Consider the following 12976-nt stretch of genomic DNA (forward strand, 5'->3'; position numbering starts at 1 on the left):
GTTCCTACATATTGATGCCGTCAGGCATAGGGAAAAAAGTAGGGTGACGGTAGACCTTGGTATTGGAAGGCTCGAACAGCGGGCCTTTGTCACCAGGGCTGGAGGCAGCGATATCGGCTGCACGCACGACCCAGATGCTCACGCCTTCATTACGGCGGGTATACACATCACGGGCATTGTTGATGGCCATTTCGGCGTCCGGAGCGTGCAGGCTGCCTACGTGCTTGTGGGCCAGGCCGTGCTGGCTGCGAATGAAAACTTCCCACAGGGGCCAATCGTTCTTGCTCATAACTGAAAATTCCTTGCTGTGCAGCCGCGCTGTCCAAGCGCTGGCTGCGAATCGGATCGAATCAGAAACCGTGCCGGTTTCCTGGCCTTCTTGATCAAGCCACCTTGCGGACGGCTTCCTGCTTTTGGGCATGTGCATCCAGTGCATCACGGAACCAGGCGCCGTTCTCGTGGGCCTGAACCCGGGCTTCGAGTCGCTCACGATTACAGGGACCATTGCCCTTGATCACTGCCCAGAATTCTTCCCAGTCGATCTCGCCAAAATCGTAATGACCGCGCTCTTCGTTCCAGCGCAGATCAGGATCAGGAATGGTCAGACCCAGATACTCGGCCTGAGGCACGGTCTGGTCCACCATCTTCTGGCGCAGCTCGTCGTTGGAAAACAGCTTGATTTTCCACTGCATGGACTGGGCGCTGTTGGTGGAGTCCGCATCCGAAGGACCGAACATCATCAAGGCAGGCCACCACCAACGGTTGATGGAGTCCTGAACCATGGCCTTTTGCTCGGGTGTACCGTGCAGGCACATCTGGATCAACAGGTCGTAACCCTGGCGCTGGTGGAAGGACTCTTCTTTACACACGCGCACCATGGCACGGGCGTAAGGGCCGTAGGAGCAGCGGCACAGCGGAATCTGGTTGATGATGGCCGAGCCGTCGACCAGCCAGCCGATCATGCCGATGTCAGCCCAGTTCAATGTTGGGTAGTTAAAAATACTGGAGTACTTGGCTTTGCCCGACAGCAGATCGTCGACCAGCTTGTCACGGCTTACGCCCAGCGTTTCGGCAGCGCTGTACAGGTACAGACCGTGACCGGCCTCGTCCTGCACCTTGGCCATCAGGATGGCTTTGCGCTTGAGCGAAGGGGCGCGGGTAATCCAGTTACCTTCGGGCAGCATCCCGACAACCTCGGAGTGCGCGTGCTGAGAAATCTGGCGCACCAAGGTTTTGCGATAGGCTTCGGGCATCCAGTCCCTGGCTTCGATGCGGACACCCTCATCGATGCGCTCTTGGAACCGACGTTCTTCGTCGGACATCTGCTCGATATCCTGGACCTGCTTGACGCCTGTCTCTACAAGTTGTGCATACATGACCATCCCCGGTAAGAGTGCTGAAAGCGCCCAAACAAATTTTGTTTCGACGCAAACCATATACACTTCATTATTTAATACGAAAAATGTGATGTCAATCGCAAATCCGTATCATATGGCCCCAGAACAGATACTTTAAGGGTAAATACTTAGACATAAAAAAACCGAGGAGCGACAAATCGCTATCCTCGGTTTTGATCCTGCCAATGCGCCCCCACATAAAGCATGCAGCCCGATCACGGAGCTTGCCGGGGCCAGCGTAACACCCGCCTGGCCTGCCCTTCCCGTTTACAGACGGATGAAGTGCTCGCGGTAGTGTTTCAGCTCGTCAATGGACTCGTAAATATCGGCCAAGGCCTCGTGGCGGCTTTGCTTGACGAAACTTTTAACCACTTCTGGCTTCCAACGCAAAGCCAGCTCTTTGAGCGTGCTGACATCCAGATTGCGGTAATGGAAGAAGGCTTCCAGACGGGGCATGTAGCGGTACATGAAACGGCGGTCCTGGCTGATGGTGTTGCCGCACAAAGGCGATTTGCCAGCCGGTACGTGCTCTTTCAGGAACTCCAGCAACTGATCTTCGGCCTGCGCTTCAGTCAGGGTGGAAGCTTTGACCTTGTCGATCAGGCCGCTGCGGCCATGCGTCCCCTTGTTCCAGGCGTCCATGCCGTCGAGCAAGGCATTGCTTTGATGAACCACCAGAACCGGGCCTTCGGCCACCAGAGTCAAATCTGCTTCTGTTACCACGACCGCAACTTCGATGATGCGCTCTTTGTCCGGATCCAGTCCTGTCATCTCCATATCGAGCCAGACCAGACGCTGTGTATGAACCGCCATATAATCATTCCTCAAAACGCCCATTTTACATATAGCCGCCTACATGCTGACTTTGTTGTTCATTATCTTTCTGCTTGCAGACGTTTTGCTGCGCTTTTATTTAGGCCTGCGGCAGATCCGGCACGTTTATCGTCATCAGAACGAGGTGCCTGCCGAATTTTCCGAACGCATTGGTCTGCATAGCCATCAACGCGCTGCACGTTACACCATCGCACGCACCCGGCTGGGTTTGAGCGAACGCCTGGTCGAAGCCCTGGTGCTGCTGGGCTTTACGCTGCTGGGCGGTCTGCAATGGCTGGATGTCACGCTGGGCAACTGGATCAGCCATGAACTGCTGCGTCAGCTGGCCCTGATTGGCGCAGTCCTGGCGATTATGGGTGTCGTGGGCCTGCCTTTTGCCTGGTATCGCAAATTTGTGCTGGAAGCGCGCTTTGGCTTTAACCGCATGAAGCCCGCGCTGTTCTTTGCCGACACCGCCAAAACACTGGTGATCGTCCTGATTCTGGGCACACCCTTGTGCGCCGCCCTGCTCGGCCTGATGGCTTGGGCTGGCCCCTCCTGGCCCTGGTACGGCTGGGGTCTGTGGCTGGTTTTCAATCTGCTGGTACTGTGGCTATACCCGCGCGTTATCGCCCCCATTTTCAATACCTTCAAACCGCTGGAAGATACCAGCCTGCGCGAGCGCATCAATGCCCTGGCGCAGCGTTGCGGCTTTCAGACCAATGGCTTGTATGTGATGGATGGCTCGCGCCGCTCCGCCCATGGCAATGCGTACTTCACCGGCCTGGGTCGCCAAAAGCGCATCGTGTTTTTTGATACCTTGCTGAACAAGCTGCAGCCCGAGGAAGTGGAAGCCGTGCTGGCGCATGAGCTGGGCCACTTCAAGCATCGCCATATCCAACGTCGCCTGCTGATCAGCGTGGTCACGTCCCTGATCTTTTTTCTGCTGGCTGGTTGGGCCTGGGGCAAGGTGGGCTTTTATACTGGGCTGGGTGTGATTCCCCAGTTAGGTCGCCCTAACGACGCCCTGGCCCTGATCCTGTTCTTTATGGTGGTGCCTACCTTCACCTTCTGGATGGGCCCCTTGAGCGCCCTGCTCTCGCGCCGGGACGAATATCAGGCCGACAGCTTTGCCGCCCAGCACAGTCAGGCCCAGGACTTGATCAGCGCCTTGCTCAAGCTCTATAACGACAATGCCGCAACCCTGACGCCCGACCCTATGCATTCCGCCTTTTACGATAGCCACCCCAACGCGATCGATCGCATTCGACACCTGAAAAGCCTGGCATGACATCTAAATACATTAGCGGTCTGGTGACCGCCGCCCACGGTCGCCACTACTTTGTCGAGCTGCCGGATGGCGAAACCATCAAATGCTTTCCACGTGGAAAAAAAGCCGGGATAGCCGTTGGTGATCAAGTCGATGTGCTGATGCAGGCCAAAGGAGAAGGCTCTATTGAGGCAGTGCAGGAACGGCGCAATCTGCTGTATCGCTCTGACGACTTCCGCACCAAGCAGTTTGCCGCCAATATTGATCAGCTTCTGATTGTGGTGGCACCGGAACCCGTTTACTCCGAAGACTTGCTGGGGCGCGCCCTGGTCGCAGCCTGGAGTGTGGATATTGAGCCGGTAATTATTCTGAACAAGGCTGATCTGGGCACTCACCTGGAACGCGCACGCGCCAAGCTGGCCCCTATCGCCGCTCTGGGCGTGCCTATTCTGGAAATGGTGGCACTGGAGCCAGAACAAACACGGCAAGCCCTGGCTCCCTGGCTGGCGAACAAACGCACTTTACTGCTGGGGCAAAGCGGCATGGGTAAATCCACCCTGCTCAATGCCCTGGTCCCGGATGCAGGCGCACTGACCCAGGAATATTCGCAAGCCTTGGGCGCGGGCCGACACACGACCACCAGCACCCGCCTGTATCACCTGCCCAATAGTGGCGACCTGATCGACAGCCCCGGTTTCCAGGCCTTTGGTCTGTCGCATATGACACAGGAAGATATTGCGCATGGCTTTCCCGATTTCCGGAAAGCCGTGGAGTCCTGTCGCTTTTATAACTGCACCCACCGGCATGAACCCGGCTGTGGAGTGCTGGCGGCCATCGAAGCAGGCAGCATTCACCCCGAGCGTCACGCGCTGTACCAGCGCTTGCTGGCCGAGCACGAAAACAAACCACGTTATTAAGGGAACCAGGGGCGAAGCAAAACGCCCTTTTTTGTGAGGGCGGGATACGCTGCAAAGCGCCCGTCTGTCAGGCCGAATTACAGGCCTTTGGCGCGCGCATCCCCACCAGCAGACAACTGCACCCAGGCAGCCGACAAGTGGTGGTAAAGATTACGGATCAAGACCGCCGTGGCACCCCAGATAAAGTACGGGCCCCAAGGGATAGAAAAGTAGTAACGCCCTGCCCCGTCCGGCAAATCGGCGTGGTGCAACTGATGGCGCTGCGGGTCCAGCAGGACTGACAAGGGCACTTCAAAGACCTCGGCCACTTCTGAGCTATCGGGCAGCACCTGAAAACCCTCTTGCAGCTCGCCGATAATGGGGCGCATCGCAAACTGGGTGCTGGTGACAAAAATCGGATGCTGGCCCAGATAGCGCACAAAGCGCGGCTCGATGCCAATCTCTTCCTGGGTTTCACGCAAGGCTGCCTCTACCGGCCCCAGATCCGAGGCTTCAATACGTCCACCCGGAAAACTGATCTGCCCCGCATGATTGTGCAGGTGCATGGCCCGACGCGTAAAAATAACGGCAGGCCCTTCGGGGCGCTGCATCACGCCAATACAGACGGCGGAGCGCACATTCATGGAACCGGGCAAAAACTCTGGATAAAAGGAGCCGCGAAACAAAGGCTCGACCTGCCACTGTATGGGCTGGGCGAAAGCACTACGCAGAAAATCCAGTTGCTGGGCCTGGGCAGGCAATTCAGGCAAAGGGTCTAATGCAACCAGCGGCTGGCTGCGAGGGTCGAATCCAGGAACGATAACGGGCCTGATACGAGGCTTATCCATAAGAACTGGTATGTGATCCCACATAAAAACAAAGGCACCCGCCTGGGTGCCTTTGCATCGCTGTTCGCTTGGGAATTAGTTGCCCGAACGACGAACGAGTTTTTCTTTGATGCGAGCGGCTTTACCCGAGCGATCGCGCAGATAGTACAGTTTAGCACGACGCACAGCGCCACGACGCTTGACTTCGATGCTGGCGATCTGAGGGGAATACAGCTGGAATGTACGCTCAACGGCTTCGCCGGAAGAAATCTTGCGAACGATGAAAGAAGAGTTCAAACCACGATTGCGACGGCCGATAACCACGCCTTCGTAAGCCTGGACACGTTTGCGTGTACCTTCAACCACGTTTACGTTCACAACAACAGTGTCACCAGGACCGAACTCGGGAGGCAGCTTGCCACCGGTCAGGCGCTGGATTTCTTCTTGCTCAAGAATAGCGATCAAATCCACGATTAACTCCAAAACCATCGTATCAGCCGCACACATTATAAAAATCGCGCTGACAGAGGATGAAAAAATGATTAGCCCATGATTCTATCAGCAAAAAGCCTGAATTACCAAGCTTTTTGACGGATGACGGCTTCGTTTCCGGACGTTTAACTACGCTAAAATACGACACTTTGGGCATGATGCCCTTGTATTAAACGCAGCAAAAGCGGGATTTTACTCGCTTCGCCCTCCCCTTGGCAAAAAGGGGCCGACCTTATCAAAGGACACAGTCTATGCATGCTGAATACAAAGTTCCTGGCGGCAAGCTGGTCGTGATCGATCTGGATGTCAAAGACCATATGATCGAACAAGCACGATTGAGCGGCGACTTTTTTCTGGAACCCCCCGAAGCACTGAGCCTGATCAACCAGGCCCTGCAGGGCCTGTCCGTCAACAGCAGTGCCGAAGAAATTGCGGCTCACGTTAGCCGCGCCCTGCCCAAAGACATTGAAATGTTCGGTCTGGACCCGCAAGCCATTGGCGTGGTCGTGCGGAGGGCCCTGGCATGATGAGCTGGAACGAGTTGCCCTGGGAACTGGTCCATATGGAGCCGCAGCCCGCTGCCCTGCATATGGCACTGGACGAAATCATTACCCAGCAAGTCAGTGAAGGCACCCGCGCCCCCACCCTGCGTATCTGGGAATGGCAAGAGGCGGCTGTAGTGATTGGACGTTTCCAGTCCCTGCGCAATGAAATTGAAGCCGAGGCCGCAACCCGTCATGGTATTCGTGTGGTGCGTCGTATCAGTGGCGGTGGCGCCATGTTCATCGAACCCGGCAATACCATTACGTATTCGCTTAGCGTACCCAAGCAGTTTGTAGCTGGCATGACGTTTCAGGAGTCCTACGAGTTTCTGGATTCCTGGGTCATTGAAGCCCTGCGCGAAATTGGTATTGATGCCTGGTATCAGCCCTTGAATGACATTACCAGCGCTGGTGGGAAAATTGGCGGTGCTGCACAAGCGCGCCGTGGCAATGCTGTTCTACACCATGTCACCATGGCCTACGACATTGATGCCGACAAGATGCTGGAAGTCCTGCGCATCGGCAAGGAAAAGCTCTCGGACAAAGGCACCACCAGCGCCAAGAAACGCGTGGACCCTATCCGCAGCCAAACCGGCATGAGCCGCGAAGCGGTTATTGAAGCCATGCTGGACGTGTTCCGCAAAAAGACGGCACTGAAACCCAGCACACTGGATACATCAACACTGGAACAGGCCGAAAAGCTGGCACGCGACCGCTTCCTGTCAAACGACTGGACACAACTGGTGCCCTGATCGCCCCCTGGAGCAGCACAAGGGCGTGGCCTTAAAACCCGCCCATGCTACCCAACCACAGCAAGCCAGGAATACTGGCACCCCACACAGCAACCAAACACACATCCATGACCTTGGCCTTGAAGGACAGCGGTTTGGAGAACGGGCTGGACGAGGCCGCGGAACGGACCGGACCACGGAAACGGGGAGTGGCTTGAGGACGGTAATGACGGCTTGGACTGGACATGGCTAACTCCGTTTACTGTTTTCTTATACAGTACTGTACTTAAAACCAGCATCCAGTGCAATCAGTACCTGCCATGATGTTGCGCCTGCCCCACTGACAAGCTGAAACCCAGTCCCGGAGCCAGTCACAGCCAATTCACTACCAGGCCGGCCCTATCCCTCCCATGCGTTTTCGGTACTGGCAAGGCACTTCCATACAGTACTTTACACAGCAGTTCTGCACAGCAACTCCTCCTGTCACACCCACAAAAAAGCCCTCATGCTATTTGCAGGAGGGCTTTCTGCCTGAGCCTGAAGGCCAAGTAGCGATTACTTGTTAGGCTGAGGCGTCACACGCAGGTAAGGACGGATCTCGGTGTAGCCTTTGGGGAATTTCTGCTTCAGAACTTCAGGATCTTTCAGGCTAGGAACGATGATCACGTCATCCCCGTCTTCCCAGTTCACTGGCGTGGCCACGCTGTGGCTGTCGGTCAGTTGCAAGGAATCGATCACGCGCAGGATTTCGTTGAAGTTGCGGCCCGTGCTGGCTGGGTAGGTGATGATCAGACGCACTTTCTTGGCCGGGTCGATGATGAACACCGAGCGCACGGTCACGGTGGTGCTGGCGTTGGGGTGGATCATATCGTACAGATCCGACACCTTGCGGTCCGCATCAGCCAGGATGGGGAAGTTAACGGTGGTTTTCTGAGTTTCGTTGATGTCGTCAATCCACTTGCCGTGGGAATCAACATCGTCAACCGAAACCGCAATCACTTTCACGCCGCGCTTGGCGAACTCGTCCGCCAGCTTGGCGGTGTAACCCAGTTCGGTGGTGCACACAGGCGTAAAGTCGGCTGGGTGGGAGAACAAGACGCCCCAGCTATTACCCAAGAACTCGTGAAACTTGATGGTGCCAGCGGAGGATTTTTGTTCAAAATCAGGGGCCAGGTCACCCAGACGAAGTGTAGCCATTACGTTCCTCTTTTCGAAATGCAGCCGCGATCAGGTAATCACCGGCTTAAATAATCAGGACTAGTCAGATGATTTTGTCAGCATAAAGAGTGCGTTTCAAATAATTAAAAGCTATATCAATATACCGAAAAAAGGCCCGGCAGCCAAAAAAAGCTGCACGGGCCTTTATGCCTTGGGTCTGGTCGACTTACAACAGTTCGGTCGACAAGTAAGGTGTCAGCTCCACGCCGTCAGCCACAGACTGAGCCAAGGCGGTAGCCCGTGGCAGCAAGTGGCTGGCAAAGAACACGCTGGTAGACAGTTTGCGGCGCAGGAATGGATCCTGACTGCCTTCGCTCAATGCTTTTTCTGCAGCCAAAGCAGCACGAGCCATCTGCCAGCCGGTCAGCACATAGCCGGACAGCATCAGGAATGGCACGCTACCCAGGAACACGGCCGGCAGGTCTTTCTGAGCATTCATCAAGGTGAACATGGCAGCCCGTTCCACGCTCTTCACACCGGCTTCCAGACGATCGGCAATCAGGGTCAAGGCTGCTTTGTGATCACCGCCTTGAGCCGCACGTTCACGCAGCTTGGCAACGGTCGCGCCCAGCTCGGGAGCCAGGCCCTGGATCACAGCACCGGCGTCACGCAGAACCTTGCGACCGATGAAGTCGTTGGCCTGAATGGCGGTGGTCCCTTCGTAGATAGGCAAAATGCGCGAGTCGCGGTAGTGCTGGGCTGCACCGGTTTCTTCGATAAAGCCCATGCCGCCATGCACCTGCACGCCCAGGGAAGTGACTTCCAGGGACATTTCAGTGCTGAAGCCCTTGACCACAGGCACCAGAAACTCGTAAAGAGCCTGATAACGCTTGCGGGCATTTTCATCTGCACTGTGACGCGCCTTGTCGTTCACACCAGCGGCAAAGTAAGCCAGCGCACGGGAGCCTTCTGTCAGGGCACGCATTTGCACCAGCATGCGCTGCACGTCGGGGTGATGGGCAATCGACACGGCCTTGCCGCCAGTCAGAGGCGCACCCTGTACACGCTCGTTGGCGTATTCAAGAGCCTGCTGGAACGCACGTTCAGCCACGGCAATACCTTGCACACCCACTGCGTAACGGGCCGCGTTCATCATGATGAACATGTACTTCAGGCCTTCGTTTTCCTTGCCGACCAGATAACCGACAGCGCCCTCGCCCACATCACCCTTGCCAGAGCCGTACAGCAGCACAGCGGTTGGGCTGCCATGGATGCCCAGCTTGTGCTCCAGCGAAGCACACCAGACGTCGTTACGGGCGCCCAGGGAACCATCATCGTTCACCATGAACTTGGGTACGATGAACAGCGAAATCCCTTTCACACCGGCTGGCGCATCCGGCGTACGGGCCAGCACCAGATGGACGATGTTCTCGGCCATATCGTGCTCACCGTAGGTGATGAAAATCTTTTGACCGCTGATGCGGTAGCTGCCGTCATCCTGAGGAACAGCGCGGCTGGCAACCTGGGCCAGATCCGAACCGGCCTGAGGCTCGGTCAAGTTCATGGTGCCGGTCCAGCGGCCTTCCAGCAACGGAGGCAGGAAACGTTCTTTCTGCTCGTCCGAGCCGACCATGGATACGGCTTCGATCACGCCGTCCGTCAGCAAAGGACACAGGGAAAAAGCCAGGTTGGCGGCATTGATGTTTTCACAAGCCACGGCACCGATCAGTTTGGGCAGGCCTTGGCCACCCAGTTCGGCTTCGTGCTGCAAACCCTGCCAGCCGGCTTTGGCAAATTCTTCAAAGGCTTTTTTAAAGCCGGGTGTGGTGGTGACCACACCGTCATTCCACTTGGCGCCATTCTGATCACCGGCGCGGTTCAAAGGTGCTACTTCCTGCTCAACGAAACGGGCGTTCTCATCAATAATGGCATCGATCAACTCGGCCGAGAAATCCTCAAAGCCAGGCAATTCCAGCACACCAGGCAGATCAGCCAGCTCTGTAAGTGCAAAGCGGATGTCTTGGGTGGGTACACGATACGTCATGAACACTCCTACACAGAAACAAAAAGGACCGAAGCCACAACCAGGCCCCTGGGGTATACGCACTGAAAAAAAGCCTGCTGGAGAAGTATCCAGCAGGCCGATTGGCGCTTAGAGCGCTTTTTCTAACTCAGGCACAGCCTCAAACAGGTCCGCGACCAAGCCGTAGTCGGCCACGCCAAAAATAGGCGCTTCGGGATCTTTATTGATGGCAACAATGACCTTGGAGTCTTTCATGCCGGCCAAATGCTGGATGGCACCGGAAATACCCACGGCCACGTACAACTGAGGAGCAACGATCTTGCCTGTCTGCCCCACTTGCCAGTCGTTGGGTGCATAGCCGGCGTCCACAGCGGCGCGCGAAGCACCCAGTGCAGCACCCAGCTTGTCAGCCAGACCGTCCAGCAATTTGAAGTTTTCGGCGCTGCCCATACCGCGGCCACCGGACACGACCACACCGGCACCCGCCAGTTCAGGACGATCGCTCTTGGCCACTTCACGACTGACGAAAGTCGAACGACCCGAATCAGCAACGGCGCTCAGCTCTTCAACCGCGGCGCTACCACCTTCAGCGGCCACCGCATCAAACGCCGTGGTACGCACGGTGATGACTTTGACGGTATCGCTGGTCTGAACGGTGGCAACAGCGTTACCGGCATAAATAGGACGGGTAAAGGTGTCTGCCGACTCGACGGACAAGATGTCCGACAATTGAGCGACATCCAGCTTGGCGGCCACGCGGGGGGCAATATTCTTGCCCGAAGCGGTGGCGGGGAACAGGATGTGGCTGTAATTGGAGGCAATGCCCAGCACTTGAGCAGCCACGTTCTCGGCCAGACCCTCAGCCAATGCAGGGCCGTCGGCCAACAGCACTTTGCTGACACCCTGGGCTTTGGCAGCCGCTTGGGCCACGCCAGCGGCCTGGTTACCAGCGACCAGAACATGCACATCACCGCCGATCTTCTGAGCGGCAGCCAGAGCGTTGAGTGTTGCAGCCTTCAGCTGCTGATTGTCGTGCTCGGCAATAACAAGGATAGCCATTTAAATCACCTTCGCTTCGTTCTTCAGTTTCTCGACCAGTGTGGCAACATCGGGCACCATGATGCCGGCAGCACGAGCTGGAGGCTCAGTCACTTTCAGAGTTTTGATACGAGGAGCCACATCAATGCCCAGCTCTTCAGGAGTCAGGGTTTCCAAAGGCTTTTTCTTGGCCTTCATGATATTGGGCAGTGTCACGTAACGAGGCTCGTTCAAGCGCAGGTCGGTAGTGATCACAGCAGGCAGGCTCAGTTTCAGTGTTTCCAGACCGCCGTCCACTTCACGAGTGACCGATACGCTATCGCCCGAAACTTCCACTTTGCTGGCAAAGGTGGCTTGTGGCCAATCCAGCAAGGCAGCCAGCATCTGGCCGGTTTGGTTGGCGTCATCGTCGATCGCTTGTTTGCCCAGGATCACAAGCTGAGGCTGCTCTTTGTCCACCACGGCCTTGATCAGCTTGGCAACGGCCAAAGGCTGCAATTCGGCATCGGTTTGCACCAAGGTGGCACGATCGGCACCAATGGCCAAGGCCGTACGCAGGGTTTCCTGGCTTTGTGCAACACCGCAAGACAGTGCGATAACTTCTGTGGCTGCACCGCTTTCTTTGAGGCGAGTGGCCTCTTCGACAGCGATTTCGTCAAAAGGGTTCATGGACATTTTCACATTGGCAATGTCCACCCCGGTTTGGTCAGATTTCACGCGCACCTTGACGTTATAGTCAACTACGCGTTTCACGGGTACTAACACCTTCATGTAATGTTCTCCAGTGCAGTCTTAAATAAAAATTGTTCTGTTGAAATAAGGCCTTGGAAGAATTCCAAAGCCCGGAGCCAATCGCCTAAAGCCCGGCGAAGGCCTTGATGTGGGCCACCACGCTGCGTCCCAGGGACGAGGGATCGTACCCCCCTTCCAGCATACTGACCAGACGTTGTCCGGCACTGGGCGCACAGGCTTGGACCACCATGGCGGTCAATTCCGCATAATCGGCTTCAATCAGACTTAGCTGTCCCATCTCGTCTTCACGGTGGGCATCAAAGCCTGCCGAGAAAAAGACCATTTCAGGGGCAAACGCCTCTATGCAGGGCAAACAAACCTGTTTGAACAGATCGATAATCTGAGCAGACTTGGTGTAGGCCTCAACCGGTATATTTACCATGTTTTGCGCCGCCGGGTCCTGAAAGGAATCAGGAAAAAACGGGGACTGAAAGAAACTGCACATCAGAACCCGCTCGTCGCCGGCAAAAATCTGCTCGGTTCCATTGCCATGGTGCACATCGAAATCCACGATCAGCACCCGCTTGAGATCATATTTTTCCAATGCATAGGCCACGGCCACGGCGATATTGTTGAAAAAACAAAACCCCATCGCCCGCGCACGTTCGGCATGATGTCCGGGAGGGCGTACTGCGCAAAATGCCCCCGTCGCCCCTTCATTCATGACACCATCGACGGCATCCAGACCGGCTCCGGCAGCAGCATAGGCGGCTTCCAGGGTGTGCGGGTTCATCAGAGTATCCGGATCGATATTGAAATACCCCTGCTGCGGCAACTGCTCCTTGAGCTTTTGCACGTAAGCGGCATCGTGTACCCGCAAGATATCTTCATCCGTCGCCAGCCTGGCTTGTCGCTGGGCCAGATAAGATGCAAGGCCGCTCGATAGCAGTTGATCGTTTATGGCATCCAGTCGCTGCGGACTTTCCGGATGCCATCGGCCCATCTCATGCAAATGGCACGATGGATGGATAAAATATAGTGTCTCCATGAGGATGGA

General features: G+C 56.1%; 15 protein-coding genes. 4 read left to right on the plus strand and 11 right to left on the minus strand.

The window, feature by feature from the left end:
- Positions 1–4: 4 nt before the first annotated feature.
- The 3 genes from paaB to orn all read right to left on the minus strand — a co-directional run bounded on the left by paaB (position 5) and on the right by orn (position 2210).
- A complete protein-coding gene (gene paaB, locus CPY64_RS10595; protein ID WP_003799192.1) occupies positions 5–289 on the minus strand; it encodes a 1,2-phenylacetyl-CoA epoxidase subunit PaaB in 285 nt (94 codons plus the stop codon).
- 94 nt (positions 290–383) lie between these two features.
- On the minus strand, positions 384–1376 hold the full coding sequence (gene paaA / locus CPY64_RS10600; RefSeq protein WP_009455984.1) for a 1,2-phenylacetyl-CoA epoxidase subunit PaaA: 993 nt from the start codon (positions 1374–1376) through the stop codon (positions 384–386).
- Positions 1377–1664: 288 nt separating this feature from the next.
- The gene (orn, locus tag CPY64_RS10605) at positions 1665–2210 is read right to left on the minus strand and encodes an oligoribonuclease (RefSeq protein WP_009455985.1); all 546 of its coding nucleotides are present in this window, start codon (positions 2208–2210) and stop codon (positions 1665–1667) included.
- A 43-nt stretch (positions 2211–2253) separates the two neighbouring features.
- On the opposite strand from orn, the gene CPY64_RS10610 reads away from it, so the two are divergent.
- The gene (locus tag CPY64_RS10610) at positions 2254–3501 is read left to right on the plus strand and encodes a M48 family metallopeptidase (RefSeq protein WP_042481676.1); all 1248 of its coding nucleotides are present in this window, start codon (positions 2254–2256) and stop codon (positions 3499–3501) included.
- Positions 3498–4397, plus strand: a complete 900-nt coding sequence (rsgA, locus tag CPY64_RS10615) for a ribosome small subunit-dependent GTPase A (RefSeq protein ID WP_042481677.1) — start codon at positions 3498–3500, stop codon at positions 4395–4397. The genes CPY64_RS10610 and rsgA overlap by 4 nt, the downstream gene beginning before the upstream one ends.
- A 77-nt stretch (positions 4398–4474) precedes the next feature.
- Here rsgA and CPY64_RS10620 read toward each other — a convergent pair whose 3' ends face one another.
- Positions 4475–5146 carry an NUDIX hydrolase gene (locus tag CPY64_RS10620; protein ID WP_052362902.1) on the minus strand — a complete coding sequence of 224 codons (672 nt, stop codon included), beginning with the start codon at positions 5144–5146 and terminating at the stop codon, positions 4475–4477.
- Between the two features lie 153 nt (positions 5147–5299).
- On the minus strand, positions 5300–5674 hold the full coding sequence (rplS, locus tag CPY64_RS10625; RefSeq protein WP_003799181.1) for a 50S ribosomal protein L19: 375 nt from the start codon (positions 5672–5674) through the stop codon (positions 5300–5302).
- A gap of 272 nt (positions 5675–5946) precedes the next feature.
- On the opposite strand from rplS, the gene CPY64_RS10630 reads away from it, so the two are divergent.
- Positions 5947–6222: a lipoate-protein ligase small subunit gene (locus CPY64_RS10630; RefSeq protein WP_035272700.1), complete on the plus strand. Its 276-nt coding sequence runs from the start codon at positions 5947–5949 to the stop codon at positions 6220–6222.
- On the plus strand, positions 6219–6989 hold the full coding sequence (locus tag CPY64_RS10635; RefSeq protein WP_045930124.1) for a lipoate--protein ligase family protein: 771 nt from the start codon (positions 6219–6221) through the stop codon (positions 6987–6989). Before CPY64_RS10630 ends, CPY64_RS10635 begins: the two co-directional genes overlap by 4 nt.
- Positions 6990–7020: 31 nt before the next feature.
- Here CPY64_RS10635 and CPY64_RS10640 read toward each other — a convergent pair whose 3' ends face one another.
- From CPY64_RS10640 to CPY64_RS10665, 6 genes are all read right to left on the minus strand, one after another.
- Positions 7021–7215, minus strand: a complete 195-nt coding sequence (locus CPY64_RS10640) for a hypothetical protein (RefSeq protein ID WP_042481688.1) — start codon at positions 7213–7215, stop codon at positions 7021–7023.
- 308 nt (positions 7216–7523) lie between these two features.
- Positions 7524–8165 carry a peroxiredoxin gene (locus tag CPY64_RS10645; protein ID WP_009455994.1) on the minus strand — a complete coding sequence of 214 codons (642 nt, stop codon included), beginning with the start codon at positions 8163–8165 and terminating at the stop codon, positions 7524–7526.
- 187 nt (positions 8166–8352) lie between these two features.
- The gene (locus tag CPY64_RS10650) at positions 8353–10170 is read right to left on the minus strand and encodes an acyl-CoA dehydrogenase (protein ID WP_042481691.1); all 1818 of its coding nucleotides are present in this window, start codon (positions 10168–10170) and stop codon (positions 8353–8355) included.
- Positions 10171–10278: 108 nt separating this feature from the next.
- Complete coding sequence (locus CPY64_RS10655; protein WP_042481694.1) at positions 10279–11208, minus strand: electron transfer flavoprotein subunit alpha/FixB family protein; 930 nt, start codon at positions 11206–11208, stop codon at positions 10279–10281.
- Positions 11209–11958 (minus strand): electron transfer flavoprotein subunit beta/FixA family protein, encoded by a 750-nt coding sequence (locus CPY64_RS10660; protein ID WP_009456000.1) that lies wholly within the window; start codon positions 11956–11958, stop codon positions 11209–11211.
- 85 nt (positions 11959–12043) lie between these two features.
- On the minus strand, positions 12044–12967 hold the full coding sequence (locus CPY64_RS10665) for a histone deacetylase family protein (protein ID WP_042481696.1): 924 nt from the start codon (positions 12965–12967) through the stop codon (positions 12044–12046).
- Between the last annotated feature and the right edge of the window lie 9 nt (positions 12968–12976).

The organism is Alcaligenes faecalis, from assembly GCF_002443155.1.
In the GTDB taxonomy this organism is placed as follows: domain Bacteria; phylum Pseudomonadota; class Gammaproteobacteria; order Burkholderiales; family Burkholderiaceae_B; genus Alcaligenes; species Alcaligenes faecalis.